Source organism: Pseudarthrobacter sp. rb (assembly GCF_056389225.1).
The window spans coordinates 41,258-64,411 of the sequence record NZ_JBWJAR010000005.1 but is presented as its reverse complement, the minus strand read 5'-3'; the positions used below and the strand labels follow the sequence as shown (position 1 = coordinate 64,411).

The 23,154-nt window shown below is 67.7% G+C and carries 20 protein-coding genes; 9 read left to right on the top strand and 11 right to left on the bottom strand.

The genetic code is table 11. The features are described from left to right. Positions 1-295: 295 nt before the first annotated feature. A complete protein-coding gene (gene dacB / locus ACWRN3_RS08570) occupies positions 296-1,807 on the bottom strand; it encodes a D-alanyl-D-alanine carboxypeptidase/D-alanyl-D-alanine endopeptidase (protein ID WP_476740371.1) in 1,512 nt (503 codons plus the stop codon). A gap of 156 nt (positions 1,808-1,963) precedes the next feature. Between dacB and ACWRN3_RS08565 the strand changes: the two genes are divergently transcribed. From ACWRN3_RS08565 to ACWRN3_RS08555, 3 genes are all read left to right on the top strand, one after another. Then, the gene (locus ACWRN3_RS08565; RefSeq protein ID WP_043450105.1) at positions 1,964-2,452 is read left to right on the top strand and encodes an inorganic diphosphatase; all 489 of its coding nucleotides are present in this window, start codon (positions 1,964-1,966) and stop codon (positions 2,450-2,452) included. A 93-nt stretch (positions 2,453-2,545) separates the two neighbouring features. After that, complete coding sequence (locus tag ACWRN3_RS08560; RefSeq protein ID WP_476740370.1) at positions 2,546-3,889, top strand: carboxylesterase family protein; 1,344 nt, start codon at positions 2,546-2,548, stop codon at positions 3,887-3,889. 37 nt (positions 3,890-3,926) lie between these two features. Beyond that, complete coding sequence (locus ACWRN3_RS08555) at positions 3,927-4,679, top strand: DUF429 domain-containing protein (RefSeq protein WP_255174032.1); 753 nt, start codon at positions 3,927-3,929, stop codon at positions 4,677-4,679. A gap of 4 nt (positions 4,680-4,683) precedes the next feature. Here ACWRN3_RS08555 and ACWRN3_RS08550 read toward each other — a convergent pair whose 3' ends face one another. Then, positions 4,684-7,107, bottom strand: coding sequence for a phosphoketolase family protein (locus ACWRN3_RS08550; protein ID WP_476740369.1), 2,424 nt, complete (start codon positions 7,105-7,107; stop codon positions 4,684-4,686). A 187-nt stretch (positions 7,108-7,294) separates the two neighbouring features. On the opposite strand from ACWRN3_RS08550, the gene ACWRN3_RS08545 reads away from it, so the two are divergent. Together ACWRN3_RS08545 and ACWRN3_RS08540 are read left to right on the top strand one after the other, a co-directional pair. Next, entirely contained in the window at positions 7,295-9,526 is a 2,232-nt protein-coding gene (locus tag ACWRN3_RS08545) for a catalase (RefSeq protein WP_476740368.1), read from the top strand. A gap of 134 nt (positions 9,527-9,660) precedes the next feature. Continuing rightward, positions 9,661-10,260: a hypothetical protein gene (locus ACWRN3_RS08540; protein WP_476740367.1), complete on the top strand. Its 600-nt coding sequence runs from the start codon at positions 9,661-9,663 to the stop codon at positions 10,258-10,260. 69 nt (positions 10,261-10,329) lie between these two features. Here the strand turns inward: ACWRN3_RS08540 and ACWRN3_RS08535 are convergent, their stop codons facing one another. The 4 genes from ACWRN3_RS08535 to serS all read right to left on the bottom strand — a co-directional run bounded on the left by ACWRN3_RS08535 (position 10,330) and on the right by serS (position 14,536). Continuing rightward, positions 10,330-10,914, bottom strand: a complete 585-nt coding sequence (locus tag ACWRN3_RS08535; RefSeq protein WP_255174029.1) for a histidine phosphatase family protein — start codon at positions 10,912-10,914, stop codon at positions 10,330-10,332. A gap of 66 nt (positions 10,915-10,980) precedes the next feature. Further along, positions 10,981-11,868, bottom strand: coding sequence for an HAD family hydrolase (locus ACWRN3_RS08530; protein ID WP_324643785.1), 888 nt, complete (start codon positions 11,866-11,868; stop codon positions 10,981-10,983). A gap of 241 nt (positions 11,869-12,109) precedes the next feature. Further along, the gene (locus ACWRN3_RS08525; RefSeq protein WP_476740366.1) at positions 12,110-13,117 is read right to left on the bottom strand and encodes a hypothetical protein; all 1,008 of its coding nucleotides are present in this window, start codon (positions 13,115-13,117) and stop codon (positions 12,110-12,112) included. Positions 13,118-13,255: 138 nt separating this feature from the next. After that, positions 13,256-14,536 carry a serine--tRNA ligase gene (serS, locus tag ACWRN3_RS08520; RefSeq protein WP_255174026.1) on the bottom strand — a complete coding sequence of 427 codons (1,281 nt, stop codon included), beginning with the start codon at positions 14,534-14,536 and terminating at the stop codon, positions 13,256-13,258. A gap of 88 nt (positions 14,537-14,624) precedes the next feature. Here serS and ACWRN3_RS08515 point away from each other — a divergent pair, with 88 nt between their 5' ends. Next, positions 14,625-15,722: a diacylglycerol/lipid kinase family protein gene (locus ACWRN3_RS08515; protein ID WP_476740365.1), complete on the top strand. Its 1,098-nt coding sequence runs from the start codon at positions 14,625-14,627 to the stop codon at positions 15,720-15,722. Between the two features lie 52 nt (positions 15,723-15,774). Here the strand turns inward: ACWRN3_RS08515 and ACWRN3_RS08510 are convergent, their stop codons facing one another. From ACWRN3_RS08510 to ACWRN3_RS08500, 3 genes are all read right to left on the bottom strand, one after another. After that, on the bottom strand, positions 15,775-15,999 hold the full coding sequence (locus ACWRN3_RS08510; RefSeq protein ID WP_159634453.1) for a hypothetical protein: 225 nt from the start codon (positions 15,997-15,999) through the stop codon (positions 15,775-15,777). 94 nt (positions 16,000-16,093) lie between these two features. Next, complete coding sequence (pheA, locus tag ACWRN3_RS08505) at positions 16,094-17,074, bottom strand: prephenate dehydratase (RefSeq protein WP_476740364.1); 981 nt, start codon at positions 17,072-17,074, stop codon at positions 16,094-16,096. Continuing rightward, entirely contained in the window at positions 17,074-17,400 is a 327-nt protein-coding gene (locus tag ACWRN3_RS08500) for a rhodanese-like domain-containing protein (protein ID WP_255174023.1), read from the bottom strand. The genes pheA and ACWRN3_RS08500 overlap by 1 nt, the downstream gene beginning before the upstream one ends. 219 nt (positions 17,401-17,619) lie before the next feature. Here ACWRN3_RS08500 and ACWRN3_RS08495 point away from each other — a divergent pair, with 219 nt between their 5' ends. From ACWRN3_RS08495 to ACWRN3_RS08485, 3 genes are all read left to right on the top strand, one after another. Then, complete coding sequence (locus ACWRN3_RS08495; protein WP_476740363.1) at positions 17,620-19,026, top strand: amidase; 1,407 nt, start codon at positions 17,620-17,622, stop codon at positions 19,024-19,026. A 131-nt stretch (positions 19,027-19,157) separates the two neighbouring features. Continuing rightward, positions 19,158-19,385 carry a hypothetical protein gene (locus tag ACWRN3_RS08490; RefSeq protein ID WP_324643781.1) on the top strand — a complete coding sequence of 76 codons (228 nt, stop codon included), beginning with the start codon at positions 19,158-19,160 and terminating at the stop codon, positions 19,383-19,385. Between the two features lie 512 nt (positions 19,386-19,897). Beyond that, the gene (locus ACWRN3_RS08485; RefSeq protein WP_476740362.1) at positions 19,898-20,350 is read left to right on the top strand and encodes a LapA family protein; all 453 of its coding nucleotides are present in this window, start codon (positions 19,898-19,900) and stop codon (positions 20,348-20,350) included. Between the two features lie 12 nt (positions 20,351-20,362). On the opposite strand, the gene ACWRN3_RS08480 is transcribed toward ACWRN3_RS08485, so the two are convergent. After that, positions 20,363-21,895, bottom strand: a complete 1,533-nt coding sequence (locus ACWRN3_RS08480) for an acetyl-CoA carboxylase carboxyltransferase subunit alpha/beta (RefSeq protein ID WP_255174020.1) — start codon at positions 21,893-21,895, stop codon at positions 20,363-20,365. Between the two features lies 1 nt (position 21,896). Next, entirely contained in the window at positions 21,897-23,120 is a 1,224-nt protein-coding gene (locus ACWRN3_RS08475) for a CaiB/BaiF CoA transferase family protein (protein WP_324643779.1), read from the bottom strand. Between the last annotated feature and the right edge of the window lie 34 nt (positions 23,121-23,154).

Sequence of the window (23,154 nt, the reverse complement as noted above, 5' to 3'; positions counted from 1 at the left end):
GCCGCTGCACAGGAGGGCGAAAGCGCTGTCCCAGACCCGCCGGGCAGGCTGGAAACCGCAGGGCAACCTTCCTGTCCAGGAGCGGCCCGAACCCGCACAACCGTTGCTGCCCCGCACCGTTCATGCGGGACAGGGCCGTACATGCGGGACAGGGCCGGTCATAACCATCGAAGGAGGACACCATGATCCCCTACCGTCCCATCGCTCCCCTGACCATCGGCCCGCGCACGGGCTGGAGGTCGGTGCTGGCCGCCGTCGTCATGGCCGCGCTGCTGGGGACCACCGCAAGCCCGCGTTAGCGGCAGCCGCAGCCCGCCAGCGCGGTAGCTGCCCGGTCCAGCGCCACCTTGTTGCCGGCAGCTCCGGGCGTCAGGCCGTTGCCGATGAAGGAGAACACCAGGAGCCGACCGTCGGAGTCAACAACATAGCCGCTCAGCGCCAGCACGGTATTCAGGGTCCCGGTCTTGGCACGGACCAGCCCGGCGCCGCCGGAGGTGGTGGCATCCCCGTAACGGGTGTCCAACGTGCCCGACAATCCGCCAACCGGGAATCCGTCCAGCGCGGCGCGAAGCCTGGTATCAGCGCCGGTGGTCATGGCCCGCACCACGTCCGTGAACTGGCGGGCAGTGACCTGGTTGCCCATGGCCAGGCCGCACACATCCACCAGCTTCACGGCGTCGGGGGTGACGCCGGCGGCCGCAAGCTCGGCAGTGACTGCGGCCGTGGCGCCGTCATTGCTTCCGGGCCGTCCCGTGGCTACCGCCGCCATGCGGCCCATGGTTTCAGCCAGGTAGTTGTCCGAGACCTGCAGCATCAGGTCCACCTGCTCCGCCACGGGGGCCGAGGCAACACTGGCCAGGGCTGCAGCGCCGGCCTTGGCCGCACCGGGTGAACGGTCGACGCCGGCCGCTACCGTCAGTCCCGCCCCGGCACCTGCCGTACGGAGCTGGGCCGCGAACGCCTCCGCCGCAGCCATGGCCGCATCCTGGGGGCGGGGACCGGTGGTGACGGCGGGATCAAAACGTGCCGAGTTGAGGGCCAGCGGGTACAGCGGAGCGATTTCGCCGGCTTCCACATCGCCGGACTGCCAGTTGGGATTCAGTGCAGGGCCGGTGAAAAGGGAGTCGTCCACCAGCACCTTGATGTCACCCGCGGTACCGGCGGCCTGCAGGGCCTGCACGGTGAGGGCTGCAAGCGTGGCCAGGCCGGCATGGCCCATGGCCTGTCCTGGCCGCGACTCCCCGGCGCCCAGGAGGACATCGCCGCCGCCTACCAGGACGACCTGACCGGGAGCAGGGCCCTGCACCACCTGCGTGGTGAACCGGTGCTCCGGCCCCAGGGTGCGCAACGCGGCCACGGCGGTCAGCAGCTTGAGGTTCGACGCCGGCACCCGGCCTTCCGCGCCACCCCGGTCAAAGAGGACCTGGCCCGTGAGCGCGTCCTGCACCATGCCAGTGAAAGTACCGCCGCCGTCGGCCGTTAATACTGGTTCCACCTGGGCCGCGACGGCCGACGGCGCGGGCACCGGGGCGGAAGGCTGGAGGGGTGCAAGCACCTGCGGGGCGGAAAGTGTGGCGGGGGCCTGTTGCCAGGCGGGCGCAGCGGGGGCCGGCGCCGGGGCGCTGGAACCAAAGAATCCGGGTCCGACGATGCCGGGGGCCACGAGCAGGGCCGCCGGGATGGCCAGGACCAGCAGGACCAGCGTGGCCAGGACCAGGTGCCAGGACTTCCTTCCCTCCTGGGCCATGCCGCCGGAGCGTCGGGAACGCCGGACGCGCAATGGTTCCCTGCCGGTTGGTTTGGTCATGCTGGTGCCGGTCCTCAAGTCCTGAAATTTCCCCACAAGTTCCTGATTCCAGGGCCTCTCGCTATATCCTCAATTGTAGTCGGCGGCACCGACACGCTTTTTTGTGGGCCCGTCAAGTGTGCCGCGCACCCCCTGCAATTGCCGAGGAGCATTCCCATGAAGCACGACGTGACCATCGAGATCCCCAAGGGATCACGCGTCAAGTACGAAGTTGACCACGAGACCGGCCGCGTCCGCCTGGACCGCGTCCTCTTCACCTCCATGCAGTACCCCACGCACTACGGGTACTTCGAGAACACCCTCGGCGAGGACGGCGACCCGCTGGACGCACTGGTGCTGCTGCAGGACTTCGACCTGCACCCGGGCGTCATCGTCGAGTCCCGCCCCATCGGCGTCTTCAACATGACCGACGACGGCGGCGGAGACGCCAAGATCCTGTGCGTGCCGGTAGACGCCCGCTTTGACCACATCCAGGAAGTCAGCGACGTCAACGAGTACCTGATCAAGGAAATCGAGCACTTCTTCACCCGCTACAAGGACCTGGAGCCGGGCAAGTGGGTCAAGGCCGAGGGCTGGGGCGACCGCGCCGCCGCCGAAGCCGAACTGGAAGCTTCCATCAAGCGCTACGTGCCCACCGGTCACTAGTCCACGAACCACCAGTCCGACGGCGGGTGCCTGGCTTTTCGAAGCCGGGCACCCGCCGTCGTTGTTTCAGGAAGTTATGGCATGGTGGGGGCTGTGAGTTCCGAGCCAGCCGTGACGTCCCAGCTTCTGTTCCATCCGCCGTGCGGCCCCGTCAGCGGGCGGCGGGACGACGACGTCATCCGTGCCACCGGCATTCCCTACGCCACCGCTGAACGTTTCCAGGTACCGGCACCGGTTCCGGACTGGACCGCCGAATATGCCGCCACCTCACCCGCACCCGCCTGCCCCCAGGCGCCGGTGCCGTTCCTGGACGACGTCCTGGGGACCAAATACGGCGAGCTTCCGGGCAGCGAGGACTGCCAGAACCTTTCCATCACGCTGCCCGGCAATCTGCAGCCGGACGAAAAACTGCCCGTCATGGTCTGGATCCACGGCGGCTCCTACACCACCGGCTCCGGGGACCTGGCCATCTTCGACCCCGCACGGCTGGTGGCCGAAAACCGGGTGATCGTGGTTTCCGTGACGTACCGGCTCGGACTGTTCGGGTTCCTGGCAACACCGGCAGGCCGGCCCGGCAACCTGGGACTCCTGGACCAGCTCGAAGCTTTCCGGTGGGTGCAGCGGAACATTGCCGCGTTCGGGGGCGATCCCGGCCGGGTCACCGCCTTCGGCCAGTCCGCCGGGGGCGACGCGATCGCCCACCTGATGGCCACGCCCGAGGCACCAACCCTCTTCCAGCGCGCCATCATCCAAAGCGCCCCGCTGGGCATCACCCGCGGCCGGGCGAAAATGAACCACGCCATGGGCATTGCCGCGGACGGGGTCACCGAGCAGACGCCCGCGATGGACGTGGTGGCTCTCGAAGCACAGGTCACGCAGGTGGCCCGGAAGTTCGGGATGCTGGCGGCCATGCCGTTCGGCACCCAGTACAGCCACGACCCGCTCCCGGAAGAGTCAGGGATCGAAGCTGCCTGGAACCGGACCGCGCCGGCCATCGACGTGCTGATCGGCCATACCTCCGAGGAGGCCCGCCTGTTCCTCCCCCGCAGCCCCCGCCTGATGAGCCTGGCCGCGGTTCCGTTTGTGGGCAAGGCCGCCGTCCGCGCCATCGACTGGGCAGTCACCGAAACTGTGTACGGCCGGGCAACCCGCAGGTTCGCGCGCCGGCATGCCAAGGCAGGCGGAAGGGCGCACCGCTACGTCCTGGAGTGGCATGCCCCCGGCAACATCTTCGGCGCCGCCCACACCGTGGACCTGCCCCTGCTGCTGGGAAACCGGAAGACGTGGGAGGGCGTGGGCCTGATCGCCGGCGCAGAGTGGGCGGATGTGGAGGCCGCGGGCCGGGAGATGCGGGCACTGTGGGCCGGCTTCGCGCGGGGCACTGACCTTGGCGGATCCGGGAGCATCCCCGGCGTCCTGCGCTACCGCGCGGTCTGACGCAATGCCGTCTGACCACAGCATTGACGGGCAGCCCATGAGAACCCTTGGCGTGGATCTGGCGGCAGCGACCAAAAAGACTGCCGTGGCGGTCATCGAGTGGAGCGGTGACCGGGCCCGGCTGGCCCACCTGGCCCTGGATGTTGACGACCAGGAGATCGTGGACCTGTTCGGCACCTGCGGCATGACCGGCGTCGACTGCCCTGTGGGCTGGCCTGACGCGCTGATCCCGTTCCTCACCGGCCACCTGAACTTCAACGCAGCGCCGGTCCTGGAGCACGACGGCCTAGCGGGCCGGAGGCTGCTTGCCTACCGGGACACGGACCGCTTCGTCACGCGCGAAACCGGCCTGATCCCCCTGAGCGTTTCCGCCGACAGGCTGGCCCACCCTGCGATGCGCTGCGCGGTGATCCAGGCGAAGATCGCGGCACTGCATGGCCCGCAGCTCCGGGACGGGTCGGGGCGGTTTGCCGAGGTGTACCCGGCGGCATCGCTGAAGATCTGGGGCCTCAACGGGCGCGGCTACAAAGGCCGCGGCATCCCCGAAACCGAGCGCCTGGGCCTCCTGCTGGCGGCCCTCGAAGAGCAGGCGCCCTGGCTGGACCTGGCCGGGCACCGCGACAGGCTAACCGCTTCGGACGACCTGTTCGACGCCGTCATTGCCTCGCTGACCGCCCGGGCCGTGGGCCGCCGTCGGACACTCCTGCCAGACAGTGCCCACGCCGAAGCCGCCCGCAGCGAAGGCTGGATCCACCTGCCCGCCTGCACGCTGGACGACCTCCCGCTTTAGGGCGTCAGCCGCCCAGCTTCCAGTTCCGGATCTCCTCCGGGTCCTCGCCGTGGGTTCGGGTGTGCTCGCGCGCCCGGCTGCGCCGGTCCTGCAGGTCCTGGCGGAGCAGCGAGTGCTTTTCGGCCAGGCCTGGCACGCGGTCGATCGCGTCGATGGCCAGGGTGAAGCGGTCGATGCCGTTCAGCATGGCCATGTCGAACGGCGTGGTGGTGGTGCCCTCTTCCTTGTAGCCGTGCACATGGAGGCCCTGCTGGTTGGTGCGCCGGTACGCCAGCCGGTGGATCAGCGCCGGGTAGCCGTGGTACGCGAAGATGACGGGCTTGTCCGGGGTGAAGATGCCGTCGAAGTCGTGGGCGGGGAGGCCGTGCGGATGCTCGCTTTCGTCCTGCAGCCGCATCAGGTCCACCACGTTGACCACCCGCACCTTGAGACCGGGGGCGCCATTGCGGAGCAGTTCCGCAGCCGCCACGGTCTCCACGGTGGGGACGTCACCCGCGCAGGCCAGTACGACGTCGGGCTCCTCGCCGGGCACCTCGGAGCCGGCGAACGTCCAGATGCCCAGGCCGCGGTGGCAGTGGTTGGCGGCATCGGCCGGGCCCAGCCAGGTGGGCGAGGGCTGCTTGCCGCTGACCACGATGTTCACATAGTCCGTCGACGCCAGGCAATGCTCCATGACGGACAGCAGCGTATTGGCATCCGGCGGCAGGTATACCCGGATGACCTCGGCCTTCTTGTTCACGGCGTGGTCGATGAAGCCCGGATCCTGGTGCGAGAAACCATTGTGGTCCTGCTGCCACACGTGCGAGGACAGCAGGTAGTTCAGCGACGGCACCGGCTGGCGCCAGTGCAGTTTGCGGGATACCTTCAGCCACTTTGCGTGCTGGTTGAACATGGAATCGACAATGTGCACGAAGGCCTCGTAACAGTTGAACACGCCGTGCCGCCCGGTCAGGAGGTAGCCCTCCAGCCAGCCCTGGCACAGGTGCTCGCTGAGTACCTCCAGGACCCGGCCGGAGCGGGCAAGGTGCTCGTCGACGTCGTCAATCCGGTACTGCCACACCTTGTCGGTGACCTCGTAGACGTTCTGCAGCCGGTTGGAGGCCGTCTCGTCCGGGCCGAACAGCCGGAAGTTTTCCATGTTCTGGGCAATCACGTCCCGCATCCAGGAGCCCAGCGTGATCATGGGGCTGACCCGGTCGGTTCCCGGGCTGGGCACCTCGACGGCGTGGTCCTGGTAGGCGGGCAGCTTGAGGGCCCGCCGGAGCAGCCCGCCGTTGGCGTGCGGGGTGGCACTCATGCGGAAGTCCCCGGTGGGTGCGCCTTCGGCGACGTCGGGCCGGAGCCGGCCGTCGCCGTCGAACAATTCCTCCGGCCGGTAGGACTGCAGCCATTCCTCCAGCTGTTTCAGGTGCTCCCCGTTGGTGCGGACCTCGGACAGCGGCACCTGGTGCGCCCGCCACGTTCCTTCCACCTGCAGCCCGTCCACGGTGCGCGGCCCGGTCCAGCCCTTGGGCGAACGCAGGACGATCATCGGCCAGCGGTGCCCGCCCTCCCCGGCCTCTTCAGCGTCCGGATCCTGCCGGTGGGCGTCCTGGATGGCCCTGATATCGGCCAGGCAGCGGTCCAGGACCGCGGCGAAGTCACGGTGCGCCTGCTCCGTGTTGTCCGGATCCGCCACCGTCACGAAATACGGCTCATGGCCATACCCGCGCAGCAGCTGCTCCAGCTGGTCCTGCGGCATCCGGGCCAGGATGGTGGGGTTGGCGATCTTGTAGCCGTTCAGGTGCAGGATGGGCAGCACGGCACCGTCGGCGGCCGGGTCCAGGAAGTTGTGCGAGTGCCAGCTGGCGGCCAGCGGTCCGGTCTCGGCCCCGCCGTCACCGATCACGACGGCGGTCACCAGCTGCGGGTTGTCGAACACCGATCCGTAGGCGTGGGCCAGGCAGTATCCCAGTTCACCGCCCTCGCTGATGGAGCCGGGGCTTTCCGGTGCGGCGTGGCTGGGGATGCCGCCCGGGTAGGAAAACTGCCGGAACAGCTCCGCCAGGCCGGCCTCGTCGTTGCCCACGTGGGCATAGATTTCGGAGTAGGTGCCTTCCAGCCAGGCATTTGCGACGACGGCGGGCCCGCCATGGCCGGGACCGGCGACGAAGAGCATCTCCAGTGAGTCGCGGCGGATCACGCGGTTCAGGTGGGCATAGACGAAGTTGAGCCCGGGCGTGGTGCCCCAGTGGCCCAGCAGGCGGGACTTGGTGTCCCCAGCCTGCAGCGGTTCGCGCAGCAACGGGTTGGACCGCAGGTAGATCTGGCCCACGGAGAGATAGTTGGCTGCCCGCCACCACCTGTCGACGAGTTCGAGTTCCCCCTGTTCGATGCCGTCCTGCTGCATCTCGCCCTGCATCTCGTCCTGCCCTGCGCTGCCGGCCATAACCATCCTTACGTCGGGTGTGCCGCTGCAGGCGGCAGTTCCCCCATCGCAACAGATGGAGGGGTACGGAGGCAACCCCCGCCGTCGTACCTTGCCTTTTGGACCGTGGGCACCTGTAGGGTACTAAGCAAGCTTAGCTTTCGCTGAGGCGGAGGCTGGGAACATCAAAACGTGGGGAGATCAAGACATGCCAGCCGAAGACGACGTTGCAATTCCCGGGGTTCCGTCCAGCGAGCCGCCGGCGCTCGAGGAGCCCACCAGCCCGCGGGAGCCGTTGCCGCCAAAGCCGGACCAGCGCGGCCCCGAGGCCGTGTCCCCCACCGGCAGCCCTACCGGTGCGCCTGCCACCGCCCGTGCCCAGTCCGGCCAGTACCTGACCACCGCGCAGGGCCTGCGGCTGCAGGATACGGACCACTCCCTGAAGGCCGGCCCGCGGGGTCCCATCCTGCTGCAGGACCATCACCTGCGCGAGAAGATCACCCACTTTGACCACGAGCGGATCCCGGAGCGCGTTGTCCACGCACGCGGCGCAGGAGCGCACGGGGTGTTCCGGTCCTACGGCACGGCGTCGAAGGTAACGCGCGCCGGATTCCTCGCCCCGGACGTCGAAACGCCCGTGTTTGTCAGGTTCTCCACGGTGCTTGGCTCCCGTGGGTCGGCCGACGCGGTGCGGGACACCCGGGGTTTCTCCACGAAGTTCTATACGGATGAGGGCACCTACGACCTCGTGGGAAACAACATTCCCGTCTTCTTCATCCAGGACGGCATCAAGTTCCCGGATGTGGTGCACGCGGCCAAGCCCCACCCGGACCGCGAGATTCCCCAGGCCCAGAGCGCGCACGACACCTTCTGGGACTTCGTGTCGCTCCACACCGAGGCACAGGCCCACACCCTGTGGAACATGTCAGACCGCGGCATCCCCCGGTCGTACCGGACCATGGAAGGCTTCGGCGTCCACACCTTCCGCCTCATCAACGCTGCGGGTGACACCACCCTGGTGAAGTTCCACTGGAAGCCTAAGCAGGGCGTGCACTCACTGGTCTGGGAGGAAGCCCAAATCATCAACGGCATGGACCCGGACTTCCACCGGCGGGATCTGGCCGACGCCATCGAGGCCGGCGCCTACCCTGAATGGGAACTGGGCATCCAGACCTTCCCGGACACGGAAGACCAGATGTTCCAGGGCATCGACCTCCTGGACCCCACCAAGTTCGTCCCCGAGGAACTGGCGCCGGTGCAGCCCATCGGCCTCATGACCCTCAACGCGAACCCCACCAACTTCTTCGCGGAAACCGAGCAGGTGGCCTTCCACCCGGGCCACCTGATTCCGGGCATCGACGTCACCAACGATCCCCTGCTGCAGGTCCGCCTGTTCTCCTACCTGGACACCCAGATCTCGCGCCTGGGCGGCCCCAACTTCGCCCAGATCCCCATCAACCGGCCGCAGGCTCCGGTCAACGACATGCTCCGCGACGGCATGCACCAGACGGCGGACCACGCCGGAGTGGCGCCGTACCGGCCCAATTCGTTGGACGGCGGGTGCCCCTTCCTGGCCGGGCAGGACATGGGTGCGTATGTTGACGTGCCCGAGGCGGTGGCGGAGTCCATCAAGGAACGGCGCAACCCGGCATCCTTCGATGACCACTACAGCCAGGCCCGGCTGTTCTTCCGGAGCCTCAGCGCAGTGGAACAGGACCACGTGATCCAGGCCTACACGTTCGAGCTCGGCAAGTGCTACGAAAGCGCCGTCCGCGAACGCCAGCTGCTGGCCCTGGCCAACATCGACGCCGCACTGTGCGCCGGGGTGGCCGCCGGCCTGGGCATGCCCGCTCCGGAGGCCACCGAGCAGGTCCCGGACCGCGACCCCAGCCCTTCCGTGTCCCAGGTGGGTGGAACGTGGCCGGTTGCCGGGCGCGTTGTAGGCATCATTGCCGATTCCTCCAGCGACCTGTCCCAGGTGGAGGCGGCCCGCCAGGCGCTCGACGGCGAGGGCATGGTCCCGCTGGTCATCGCACCGGCCGGGGGCACGCTTTCCTCCGACGGGCTTTCGGTGACGGTGCAGCGGACCTTCCTCACGGCACGGTCCACCGAGTTCGACGCACTGCTGGTCGCCGGCGGCAAGCAGCCCGCGGCCGATGCTTCCGCAGGGCGGGACGCCAAGGCCGGGGAGCCGGTCGACGGGCTGGATCCGCGCGTGGCGCTGATGTTGTCCGAGGCTTACCGCCACGCCAAGGCTATTGCGGCCTGGGGCTCCGGTTCGGCCGTCCTGGAGGCGGCCGGCATCCCGCAGGGGGCCGCAGGGGTAGTTGGCGGTAACGATGCTGCCTCGGTAACCACCGAAATTTCCGGGCTCATCGCCGCCCACCGCGCCTGGGGCCGTTTCCCGGCAGCGGGCGCCGCTGCGGAAAAGGGAAACTGACCCGGGCCTGTTGCCTGTTGGCCTGCCGGTCTGCGGCTGGGGGTCTGCGTCCACGCGATGCGGGCCCCCAGCCGTTTGACGGGGCGGGAATCGGCCGTTTCGCAATTCCTACTTCCGGGTAGTGTGGACCCAGAATGTTCACCCTGACCATCAACCAGACGGACAGCCGTCGCGACGGCGACCAGGTGCCGCAGCTGCTTAAGGCGCTGCGGCACATTCCCGCGCGCCTGGATTTTGACAGGTCGGTCGAGGACGAAGTCCAGGGGATCGTCGACTGCCCACACCAGGCCGTGGACGCCGCGCTGATCGCACTGCGGAGCGGGCACTGGTACGTGGGAATCGGAGCAGGGCCCGTGAACGAGCCGCTGCCCAACCAGATCAAGGACGCGTCCGGGCACGGCCTGGTCTATGCCCGCCGGGCCGTGGACCGGCTCCGCAGCAGCAAGGAGCGGGTGCCGGTTGCGGTGGAGGGTCCGCTGGCCGACGTTGCCCACGACGCCGAGGCAGTCCTGCGGCTGCTGGGCCACATCGTGCGGGACCGGTCGGGCGCGGAATGGCGCGTGCTGGACCTGCTGACCCCCGGGGTCCGCGGACAGCAGAAGGCAGTGGCGCAGGAACTGGGCATCACCACCCAGGCCGTGAGCAAAGCGGTGGCACGGGCACAGTGGAATGAGGAACACGCCGCCCGGCCCGCTGCCGCGAGACTGCTGGGGCTGATCCTCGCGGTGGGCTGACTGCCGGCAGGTTGACCGCCTGAGCCGGGTCCCGCCGTCGTCAATTACTGCCGGGGCTGTTTCTGGCCCTTAGCTCCCGGTGGTGGCCAGGACCGGCTCGCCGTTGAAGTACTCCAGCTTCCAGCCATCGATCGCGTGGTGGTGCGCCAGGTTGAGGGCAGCATTGTCCACGCTGGCCAGGGTCTGGCCGATGGCGCGGCTGAGGCTGACGCGCAGCAGGGTGCCGTGGGTGACCACCAGGAGCCGCTGCCCGCGGAACTCCTCCGCCAGGCCTTCGAGCGCCGCAAGCCCGCGGTCGGCGGCCTCGTCTTCGCTTTCCGCACCCTTGAACCCGCCTGGCACGCGCAGCGCCTCCAACTCGGGGCCGGCCTGCATCCCTTCGGCCGGGCCGAAGCTGCGCTCGGTCAGCTCCGGGACGCGCCGGACCACTGTGAGCCCGAGTCCTTCGGCGATCAGGTCCGCGGTCTCAGCAGCACGGCTCAGCGGGGAGGAGACGATTGCGTCCCATTCGTACGGCGCCAGGATGCCGACGGCGTCACGCGCCTGGCCGCGCCCCACGTCGTTCAGGGGGATGTCGGTTGATCCCTGCAGCCGGCGCTCGGCATTCCAGTCGGTCTGGCCATGGCGGACGAGGGCGAACGTCGTAAGGGTCATGCCTCTATTCTGCCTTGGCTCCAGGCCCGCACCGGAATCGCGGCAGCGGACGGTGCCTTCAGCGCCCTAAAGGAGGCTGCGCAGCACGTGGGCGGCGCCGTCGTCGTGCACTGAGTGGGTGACCTCGTCCGCTGCGGCGACCACTTCCGCCGGGGCCTGCCCCATGGCGACGCCGCGGCCGGCCCAGGTGAGCATTTCGATGTCGTTCCGGCCGTCCCCCACCGCAACCGTCAGGTGTTCTTCAAAGCCGAGGCGGAGCCTGAGGTTTTCCAGGGCGCTGGCCTTGGTCACACCCGCAGCGGCTATGTCCAGCCACGCAGTCCAGCCCACGGAGTAGGTCACCCCCGCGAGGCCCACGTGGTTGATGGCCTCGTTGAACTCCTCGGGCGTGTTTTCGGTGCTGAACACCACCACGCGGACGGCTGTTGCCTCCAGCATGGTGTGGAAGTCAACGCCCACCGCCTCCACGCCGAAGCTGGCATCCTGGAACCGCTCGGTGGAGAGGAAGTTGCCGTCTGCGTCCTCCAGCGCATACTTGGCGGACGGAAGCCGTTCGCGGAGGGCACGCAGCGCCGGCGCGGGATCAAAGGTGGCTTTGTGGATGACCTCGTAGCCGTTTTCCAGTTCCGGGTGGAGCCGAAGGGTCACGCCGCCGTTGCAGCAGACGGCGTACCCGCGCTCGATGCCAATTTTCTCGATGATGGGAAGCGTGGCGTTCAGGGAGCGGCCGGTGGCGATCATCACCTCGTGCCCGGCGGCCACGACGGCCTGCGCGGCTTCCCGTACGCCAGGGGACATATGCCCGTCGTGGTTGACCAGGGTCCCGTCCACGTCCAGGGCGACCATGAACTTCCGGTCGACACCGGCAAAGCCGATGTTGTTCTGGTTGTAGTCTCGATTGTTGTCTCGCCGGTCATCGTTGCCGGCGACTGAGGTTTCAGTCAGCGTTGTCATCCACATAGTGAACCAGACCTAACTGACACGCGCTAGGACGCGGACCACAGGTTTATTGAACTGTTGGTTAACACGGCGGTTTCCACATTCGATGCGCTTGCCGGCGCGTTCGTTCACCCCGGCTCTGAGCGATCCTGTCCGTGAGGAGGGCACTTGGTTCCTCGAATCCCAACCTTGTTCGCACATCCGCGCCTTCAGCGTTCTGATTGGCGAACAAGGCTCTGATTCCGGCGGCGGGACGCTACGAGCGCGGACGCAGGCCTGCGGCGAGGAGCTTGTGACGCAGCTTGTTTGGGTCCGTCAGGTCTGCCCACCGCCACCGGACGAAACCATGGCCGAGTGCACGGATCCGGTCTTCGCGGAGCTTCTCCCGGTAAACAGCCTCCTCTGCGGTGATCCCGTCCCGCCGGGCCAACTCCACGTACTTCCCTTTGCCGTCGAACTCACCCACCACGCCTTGCCGGGGCCACCAGAAGTCACTCCTGCCGATGAAGCCGGTACCATCCCTGAAGACCTGCTGAAGGACCGGTTGCTCAAAGCCGAGGAATTCAAAGACGGCACGGCTGTAGGACTCCCCAACAGACTCCGGCTGCGGGCTGGCAAGGCTGGCCGCCCGCTCCGCGCGGCACCGGGCAGCTGCGGAAGGAAGGGCGGCTATGCCGGCGGCAATTTCCGGCACGGACAGGAGGCTGACACCCTGCTCCAGCTCGCCATCTGCGAGTAGTCTGCGGGCGGCCCCGTCTGCGAGCACCAAGGCCTGGCTAAGCTCCGCTGAGCCCAGTACGTCCACGGTGGTCTGGATGAGCCCTGAACAGAGGAACTCGCCAAAGGGCACGGCATTGAACCCGGTCATGAGGCGGTACCGAAGCGGATAGGAACGTGTGCGGCGTACGTTCCCGGCGGAATCGTCCCCGCCCAGTACCAACAGCGGCGAGTTTCGGATGCCGCTGCGGCCGGGAAGCGTGGTGGCCAGTTCCACGCAGGGCGGCGTTCCAAGCGTTGGCAACCCACTGGCCACTGCTGCCGTAAGCCCGCACAGAACTGCACCTTTGACTGATCTGGCAACTGCCGTCGTCGTCCATTCGAAGCGCCGGGAGGGCAGTGCACGAAGCCAGTCTTCGGTGGGAACGTAGAAACCCCGGCGAATCCGCACCAGTTGCCCCGCTTTAAAGGCACGGTGCACGTGGTCCGTGCCGGCGCCCGTGCGGAGAATGGCGGCAGTATCAATCAGTCCCGGCGGTACATCCATGCCATCATGATGCGCGACAGCGGAAGCAGGGATGGGGGGCCAGCGCCTGCATGTGGACAATCACGAGCCGGACCTCAGCTGGTCCGCGGATCAGAACCACGTAGGTTCGGATCCGCGAACAAGCTTATGAGTGGACCGCTAGAGGACCGGGAGGACCTCGAGGCCGCCCAGGTACTTCTGCAGGGCCTTCGGTACGTTCACGGAGCCGTCCGCGTTCTGGTGGTGCTCCAGCAGCGCCACGATCCAGCGGGTGGTGGCGAGGGTGCCGTTCAGCGTGGCCACGGCGCGGGTGCCCTTGGAGACGCCCTCCGCGTTCACCACACGCTCACGGATGTTCAGGCGGCGGGCCTGGAACGTGGTGCAGTTGGAGGTGGAGGTCAGCTCGCGGTAGGCGTTCTGCGTGGGGACCCAGGCTTCACAGTCGTACTTGCGGGCCGCGGAGGTGCCGAGGTCGCCGGCCGCGGTGTCGATGACCCGGTACGGCAGCTCGCACTTGGCCAGCATTTCCTCTTCCCAGGCCAGGAGTCGCTGGTGCTCGGCGGCGGCCTCTTCAACGGTGGTGTAGATGAACATCTCCACCTTGTTGAACTGGTGCACGCGGATGATGCCGCGGGTGTCCTTGCCGTGGGATCCGGCCTCACGGCGGTAGCAGGAGCTCTGGCCCGCGTAGCGGATGGGGCCGGCGGAGAAGTCGAGGATCTCGTCGGCGTGGTATCCGGCCAGTGCCACCTCTGAGGTGCCCACAAGGTAAAGGTCGTCTTCGGCAAGACGGTAGATCTCGGCGTCGTGCTTTACATCGAAACCGGTGCCCTGCATGGTCTCGGGGCGCACCAGGGTGGGGGTGATCATGGGGACGAAGCCGGCCTCGATGGCCTGGTCCATGGCCATCTGCAGCAGTGCCATCTCCAGCCGGGCACCCACGCCGCGCAGGAAGTAGAAGCGCGCGCCGGAAACCTTGGCGCCGCGTTCCATGTCGATGGCACCGATCAGCTCGCCGATCTCCAGGTGGTCCTTCGGCTCGAAGTCAGGGAATTCGCGCGGGGTGCCAACGGTCTTGACCACCACGTAGTCGTCCTCACCGCCTTCAGGAACGCCGTCCTCCACCAGGTTGGGGATGGTGCGCAGCAGTTCTTCCTGCTTGGTCTGGGCGGCATCGGCCTCTGCGGAGGCCGCCTTGACCGAATTGGCCAGTTCCTTGACCTCGGCCAGCAGGGCCTGCTTCTCCTCTCCCTTCGCCTTCGCCACCTTCTTGCCGAACACGTTCTGCTCCGCGCGGAGGTTCTCGAAGCGGAGCAGGGCGGCACGGCGGGCGGAATCCGCGGAGATGATCGCGTCCACCACTGATTCGTCCGCGCCGCGGGCGCGCTGGCTGGCACGGAACTTGTCCGGGTTTTCGCTGAGGTCTTTTACGTCGATCACCAGACAAGGGTATCCAATTCACTGCACGACGGCGGGCGTGCGGCTCCGTGCCGCGGCCCGCCGTGCGCCGGGCTACTGTTGAAGCACCATGAGCGACTGGATTCTCTACGTGCTGATTGCGGTGGCGCTTGCCTTCGCCACGTCCAGCTGGTGGGGGGTGCGCCGCCTCAAGGCGCTGCATGTGCGCAGTACGGTGGCCGGTGATTCCTACGACTCTGGGCTGGCGCAGCAGCGGGTGGCCGTAATCCTGAATCCCATTAAGACGCGGGCCGACGAAGCAAGGGGAATGATCCACAGGGCCTGCCTGGCCGCCGGCTGGGAGGAACCGGTCTTTTTCGAGACGACGGCCGAGGACCCGGGCTTTTCGCAGATGCAGGCTGCGTTGGCGGGAAAGCCCGACGTCGTCCTGGTGGGCGGTGGCGACGGCACCGTCCGCGTGGTGGCGGAGGCCCTCGCGCACACCGGCATTGCCATGGGCCTGATTCCGCTGGGCACGGGAAACCTGCTGGCCCGGAACGTGGATCTGGATGTGAACGACCTCCACAGCAGTGTCCAGACCGCGCTTTTCGGCCGCCAGCGGTACATCGACACCGCCCGGATGGCCATCGAGAACTCCCGCACCGGCCACTACTCGGAGCACGTCTTCCTGGTGATCGCCGGAATAGGCATGGACGCCGAAGTCCTGGCCGACACCAATGCGGGGCTGAAGAAAGCCGTGGGCTGGCTCGCCTACACCGAGGCGGGCGTGCGCCACCTTCCGGGCCGGCGGAAAAAGGTCTCCATCGCCCTGGATGGCAGTCCGGAGCAGGTCCGGAACATCCGGAGCGTGCTTTTCGCCAACTGTGGACTGGTCCCCGGCGGCATTGATTTCATACCGCAGGCCATGATCGACGACGGCATGCTCGACGTCGTGGTCATGAGTCCCCGCAGCGCGCTGGGCTGGCTGCTGATGTACGTGAAGATCATGTTCAAGCACAGCGGAAAGCTGCCCATCATGACCGTCTACCGGTCAGTCAAGGTGGTCATCAAGTGCCCCGAACCCATGCCCACGCAGCTCGACGGCGACACGTCGGGGGAAGCGACGCAGCTCACGGTCCAGGTGGAGCCCCGGTCACTCCTGGTCCGGGTCAAAGGACAGGTACAGGACAGCGGTCCCGTGCATGGAAGTGCACACGCCGCACGGTAGCGGACGGCTGAAGGGGTGCCGCGATGCGGCTCTGACTCAGTAGTCGGCGCCGTCAGGCCCCAGACTTCTTCTCTGCCTCAGCGGCAGCTTTCGCGTCCGCATGGGCTTGTTTGGCAGCAGCATGGGCTTCGGACTGCTCGCGGATCATCGCCTGCTCCTCTTCGAAGCGCAGGCGGTCAGCACGGTCGGCGTCGTCCCCGTCCCAGTCCTGGTTATCTCCCGTGGGCTTGGGATTGACGATCATCCCCTGGCCGTCGTTGTCAGTGCTGCTGGTCATGACCCGCTCCCTTCGTCAGGGGCCATACCCCGTGTGGATCAGGCAAGCATACGCATTGTCCACAGCCCGCGGAAGTACTTCTGAAGGCATTTGCCTACGCTTTGGGCGAAGCCCCGGAACCGCTTTCACCTGCGACGGATTCCGCGGCAAGTATGGATTGCACCCACGTCCGGGCCGCTGCGAAAGCTTCGTCAGAGGTGTGTGCGGGGACCAGCGTGGCCTGCCGGTCGGCCCTGGCATACGAGCCCAGGAAGCGGGTGCCCGGACTGATGCGGTGCAGCCCCGCCAGCGCGTCAGCGACCCTGGCTTCGCCGGCGTGGCCGTCGGCATCAATACTGAAGAAGTAGTGGCCCAGGTACTGGCCTGTGGGGCGGGATTCAATCCTGCTGAGGTTGACGCCGCGGCTGGCGAACTGGTCCAGGATCTCCATGAGGGCGCCGGGGCGGTCCTCCGGAAGCGGGACCACGACGGTGGTCTTGTCCGCGCCGGTGCGCCCCGGCAGCGCGCCAGGCCGACTGACCAGGATGAAGCGCGTCACCGCACCGGGGTTGTCCCCGATATTCTCCGCCAGGACCGACAACCCTGGATGTTCCCGGGCCACCAGCGGTGCGCAGATCGCCGCGTCGTAGTGGCCATCCCCATCCAGCAATCCCAGGGCCGCGGCGGCAGTTGAGGAGCCGGGAACATATTCCGCTCCCGTTATATTCTGGTCCATCCACAGCCTGCACTGGGCCCACGCGTGACCGTGGGTGGATACGCGCTGCACATCCTCCAGCCGCACCCCGGGCCGGGTCACCAGGACGAAGCTGATGGGAACCAGGACCTCGCGGATGATCCGCAGTTCCTGGCCGGTGGCGATGGCATCCAGCGTGGCGGTGACGCCGCCCTCCACCGAGTTTTCGATGGGGACCATGGCGGCGTCTGCCGAGCCGTCGCGCACCTTGTCAAGGGCAGCGTTGACGTTCGACGCCGGCAACCGGACAGCCTGGGCGGCGTCAGGCACCTGCAGCAGGGCAGCCTCGGTGAAGGTGCCTTCCGGGCCCAGGAAGGCGTAGGTGCGGGACGTGCCGGCCACTAAAGGACCAGGGGCTTGAGTCCGTTGTCCGAGACGAGGGGCTTGCCGGATTCCAACCACTGGTCCATTCCGCCGGACACATTAATGGCGGTGTACCCCTGGCCGGTAAGCCATTGGGCGACGCGGAAAGAGCGGCCCCCCGTGCGGCAAATGACGTAGACATCCTCGTCGGGATCCAGTTCGCCCAGACGGGAAGGAATCTGGTCCATGGGAATGTGGACAGCGCCTTCAGCGTGGCCGGCAACCCACTCGTAATCCTCCCGGACGTCCAGGATCACGGCGTCAGCGGGGACGTCATGGACGGGGACGGTATCGAAATCGCTCATCGGAGTCCTGTCTTGGCGGAGCTGGCGGATCAAAGTCAGGTTAAAGCCTAGCCCTTCCACCCCACTCCGCCCGGATCACAACGGAAAAGCTGCGGGTTAGGCTGGTGAAGGCCCAGGAGGTTTCCATGTCCCAGCAGCTGACAGCCCTTCCCGCGCCACCGGTATGTCCAGGCCGGAGCGCCGGGCCGCAGCCGAGGGGATGCCACTGGGGGTGCCACCGTGACTGAACTCCATGAACTCCCGGCGCTGGCCCTGCGGGACCTCCTTCGCAGTGGAGCGGTGTCATCCGCTGACGTCACTTCCCACTTCCTGGACCGGATCGGGCGGCAAAACCCCCTTTTGGGCGCCTTTGTTACGGTGACGGCGGACCAGGCCATGGAGCAGGCCCGGGCGGCGGATGCCCTGCGCTCCCGTTCGGAGGTCGACGACCTTCCCCTGATGCATGGCATACCGGTTGCGTTCAAGGACCTCACGGACGTGGCGGGGGTGGTGACCACGCACGGCAGTGCCGCCCTGGATCACAAACCAGCCCCCGTCGACGCTCCCCTCGTGGCCCTGTTCAAGGATGCCGGCGCGATTTCGCTGGGCAAGACGCAGGTGCCCGAATTCGGACTGACGGCCTACAGCGAGAACCGCATTGCGCCGCCGTCGCGCAATCCCTATGCACCCAGCAGGAGTTCGGGTGGGTCCTCCGGCGGCAGTGCAGCCGCTGTGGCAGCAGGGCTGCTGCCTTTCGCTCCCGGAACCGACGGCGGCGGATCAGTCCGCATACCCGCCGCCGCCTGTGGCCTGGTGGGACTCAAGCCCGGTCGGGGGTTGGTGGCCGCCGGGGAAAGTGCCGGGGACCCTGCACGGCTGGTGGCGCCGGGCCCCCTTGCGCGGAGCTCGGAGGACGCGGCACTGATGATGGACGTCCTGGCACCCGGGAATCAATACCTTTCGGCAGTTAAGCAGGAGCCACCGCGGCTCCGGATCGGCGTCACGCTGGACAGCCCGTGGTCCAGCACGTTTCCATTCACGCCGGACCGGGAGGCCCTGGACGCGCTCCAGGCCGGCGAAACCCTCCTGGAACAGGCCGGCCATACCCTTGGTGACGCCGGCATCCGCTACGACAACCGCTACCCGGACGCCTTCACCACCGCGTGGACCGCCGGAGTGGGCGCTGCCCGCATCAGCCCGTCCCGGGAACCGCTGCTGGCGCCCCTGACCCGGACCTTCCGCCGGCGCGCCCAGCAGCGCAGCCCGGCGAAGCTCGCGGAGGCGCTGGCATTCCTGCGGCAGTTCCAGCACGACACCCTGGCGCAGTACGGGCAGTGGGACCTGATGCTGATGCCGGCGCTGGCACAGACGCCACGGCCTGTGGGTTGGTTCACCGGCACCGCGCACGGCGGTGACCGCTGGCCGTCGGCCCAGTGGCCGGGGGATGCGGACGGCGACTACCGGAAGCAGTGCGAATACGCGCCGTGGTCCTCAATGGTGAATGTGTGCGGACTGCCGGCCATCACCATCTCTGTGCACTGGACCGGCGGTCTTCCCGGGAATGGACTTCCCATGGGAATCCAGCTGGTGGGTCCCGTGGGATCGGAAGCCCTCCTCCTCCAGGTGGCGAACCAGTTGGGGTACTAGGCCAGTTGGGCGCTTTGCTGTTGACCTTAACCTAACGGCGGCTTAACCCAGCCGTAACCTGGGCTATCCAGACTGGTATAGCGCCATTCCGTTTCCTCCACCCACCAATGCTCCACGAGGAGTTGTCCCGCATGAATGCTGAACCCAGCGCAACCGGCGCCGAAACTGACGCGGCGGCCCCCGATGGCCGGCCAGACCTGAGCAACACCAACGTCAGGGAGGACCTCGCCATGGCCGGCCGCTGCGCCCTGGTCCACCTGCCCACCGGCAGGACGTGCCTGCTCCCCCTCCGCCATCAGGGGGCCTGCGAGTTCCACCGTCCGCAGGAGGCACAGGACATAGTGGCCAGCAGCAGCTGACGGGCGCCGGCGCCCTGCTGCCTCATGCACGTGCCCCCGTTGCCCCGCTCTCGACTCCAGTGCCGGGCAGGAGGACGATTAAAGGGCAGTCACCAAAAAGGAGGTCTGTGATGTGCTACGCATCGAATAAGGACTTCGGGTGGGGCGCAAAGAAAGAAACCAAGCGCCAGCCTGAAGCGGAACCGGAAATCCCTGCGGAAACTCCCGGGAAGCCAGCCAAGGCACAGGAATTCACGTTCTGGGCCTTCCCCAACTGGCGCAGGACGCCTGCGCCGCGCACCCCCTCCGCCGAAAAGAGCAGGGAGAGGGTCTGACGCCCGGGCAAAACCAACCCGGGCCGGAGTCACTGGAGGGGTCCCCGCGCTGGGACCCCTCCAGCACCACGGCCCCCTGCAACCCTCCGCCGAAATGCAGCCGCTGCGGCGCCTCGTCGTTCAGGCCGTTGTGCTGCGGTGACCCTGGCGTCTATGGTTGAACCATAAGCATGCTTAGCATTCTGGGAAGAGGACACTATGAGCGCAGGACAGGGCACGCCTACACCTGACAGGCAGCCGGAGTCAGAACACGCCACGGCACAGCCCCTCCCCCCGGAAACTCCGGCGGAACGTCCTGTGGGCCACGGCAACGCACCCTCTTACCGGGCGGATGTACCGGAAACGACGGGCGCCAGGGGTCCAGCCACCACGGCAGGGGCCGGCCCCGAACGAAAAGTCACCCGCGCCGGCGTCATCTGGGCCGCAGTGGTGGCCGTCCTGGTGCTCCTGATCCTGCTGATCGTCTTCATCCTGCAGAACCAGGAGCTGGTCCTGGTGAAGTTCCTGGGCTTTGAGGGGTCCGTCCCGCTGGGCATGGCGCTGTTCATTGCCGCCGTGACCGGCGGCGTGCTGGTAGCCGTGGCGGGCGGCGCGCGCATCCTGCAGCTACGTTCCAACGCCCACCGGGACAGGGTCCGGCAACGCAGGTAGCCGCCGTCGACCTCAGAAGGCGCCCAGGCTAGCGAACTTCCGCGCGCGGGCGGCGACGAGGTCAGGTACCGGAATATTGGCCACCGAACCCAGTTCGTACTCGATGGCCCGCGCCATCCGGGTGCAGAACTCGCGCGGCTCCAGTGAAGCGTCCCCCCGTTCATCCACGATGTGGTCCACCAGGCCGCTGGCATAGAGTGCGGCGACGTCAACACCCTGCGCCTGGGCCATGGCGGGCGCGAACGCGGTGGTGCGGTGCACGATGGCGCTGGCGCCCTCCGGAGGCAGGGGCGAGAGCCAGCTGTGCTGGGCGGCGATGGTCCGGTCTGCGGGCAGCAAAGCCAGCGCCCCTCCCCCGGCGCCCTGGCCAAGCAGCACGGAGACCGACGGGGATTCGAGCCCGATCAGTTCGTACAGCGAGCGCGCAATTTCCCCGGCAAGGCCGCCCTCCTCCGCTTCCTGCGAGAGGGCAGCACCGGCAGTATCAATGACCGTGAGCAGTGGCAGCCGCAGCTCCTCCGCCAGCTTCATGCCGCGGCGGGCCTCCCGCAGCGATCCCGGACCCATGCCGGCGGCGTCCTTCCGCAGCGGGCGCGCATGCCCCAGCACGATGCACGGCTGGGCGCCAAAGCGGGCCAGTGCCAGCAGCAGTCCCGGGTCCTTTTCCCCCTGCCCGGTTCCGTTGAGGGGCAACGCGTCCGTGGCGCCGATCCTCAGCAGCTGGCGCAGGTCCGGCCGCCGCTGCCGCCGCGAAATCCCAATCGAGGTCCAGGCGTCAGCAGTTGACGGCCTGATGTCCAGGGTCTCCGGCGGGGCGGGCACAGACGCCGGCGCGCTTCCGCCCCCGGCACTCCCGTTCGCGGCCAGGATGTCCAGCGCACGGCCCACCAGATCGGCCAGGTCGCCGGGTTCCACCACGCCGTCGATCAGGCCCTTGCTGAACAGGTTCTCCGCCACCTGCACGTTCTCCGGGAACGCTTCGCCGTACAGCGCCTCGTACACGCGCGGGCCCAGGAAGCCCAGGAGCGCGCCCGGCTCGGCGACGTTGATGTGGCCCAAAGACCCCCAGGATGCCATCACGCCGCCTGTGGTGGGGTGCCGCAGGTAGACAAGGTAGGGAAGGCCGGCTTGCCGGTGTGCGCGGACTGCGCCGGTGATTTTCACCATGGACAGGAACGCGAGCGTCCCCTCCTGCATCCGGGTGCCGCCGGACGCAGGACCCGCCAGCAGCGGGAGCCCTTCAGCAGTGGCGCGTTCGACGGCGGCAACAATCCTTTGCGCCGCCGCGTGGCCTATCGAGCCGGCAAGGAAGGAGAATTCACTGACGATCAACGCCACCCTGTGGCCCCGGATCAGTCCGGCGCCGGTAATGACGGACTCGTCGGCGCCGCTGCGTTCGCGCGCCCTGGCCAAATCGCCGGCGTACTCCCCGGACAGCGCCGGCTGTTGGGGCTCGGTGTCCCAGGAGACAAAGGAACCCGGGTCCACCACGGTTTCCAGGAGCTCGGTGGCGTTCATGTGCCGCACCTTTTCTGCCGTCGCCAAGCTATTTCACCCCGGAAGCCGCAGCGGCGCCGGCCGTCGTGAGCCCCAGCCACTCCCGGATCGACTGCCCGTCCTCATTGAGCAGCGGCGGCGCGTCGTGTTCGGTCAGGGTGGTTTCCGCGGCATCACCCGGCGTGAAGAACCGCAGCGGCGGCCCGGGCAGGCTGACCTTTCCAAGCAGCGGATGCTGCACATCCACCACGAGCCCCTGGGACGCCACCTGCTCCCAGGCGTACACCTCGTCCAGCGAGCGCACCTTGCCTGCGGGGATCCCGGCGTCGTTCAGCTTTTGCAGCAGTTCCACCGCGCCGTACTCCGAGAAGGCGCGTTCGACGGCGGCAATCACCTCCACGCGGTTCCGCACCCTTTCGGCGTTGCTGGCGAAGCCCGGGGCATCCGGATCCAGGCCAAAGGCCGCGGCAAAGGACTGCCACAGCTTCTCGCTGCCGACGCTGATCTGCACGCTGCCGTCCTTGCAGTTGAACAGGCCGTAGGGGGCAATGGAGGGGTGGTGGTTGCCCTGGGCCTGCGGAACTTCACCGGCAACGGTGGTCCTGGTGCCCTGGAAGGCGTGGACTCCGATCAGGGACGCCAGCAGCGAGGTGCGCACCACCTTGCCCTGCCCGGTCCGGTTCCGCTCAACGAGGGCCGCCAGGACGCCAAACGCCCCGTTCATGCCGGAGAGCAGGTCGGCGATGGGAACGCCCACGCGCTGTGGATCATCCGGTCCGGATCCGGTCAGGGACATCAGCCCGGCCTCACCCTGGAGGATCTGGTCGTAGCCGCTGCGCTGGGATTCGGGACCGTCGTGGCCAAAGCCGGTAATGGACAGGATCACCAGGCGCGGGTTAATGCCGTGCATCGCCGCGGTGGAGAAGCCCAGCCGGTCCATGACCCCGGGCCGGAAGTTTTCGATCACCACATCCGCCCGCTCCAGGAGCCCGCGGAGCACCGCCTGGCCGTCTTCGCTCTTCAGGTCCAGGCTGATGGATTCCTTGTTGCGGTTGCAGGACATGAAGTAGGTGGACTGCAGGTCGTCTTCGGGCCCCACGAAGGGCGGGCCCCACCCCCGGGTGTCATCGCCCGTACCGGGGTTCTCCACCTTGATGACGCGGGCCCCGAGGTCCGCCAGCATCATGCCGGCGTGCGGTCCGGCCAGCGCCCGACTGAGGTCGACGACGATGTGCCCGGCCAGCGGGCCTTGGGAAGTTTCGGCGGTGCTCATGTGCTGGGTTTCCTTTCGTAAGTACGGCGGCGGA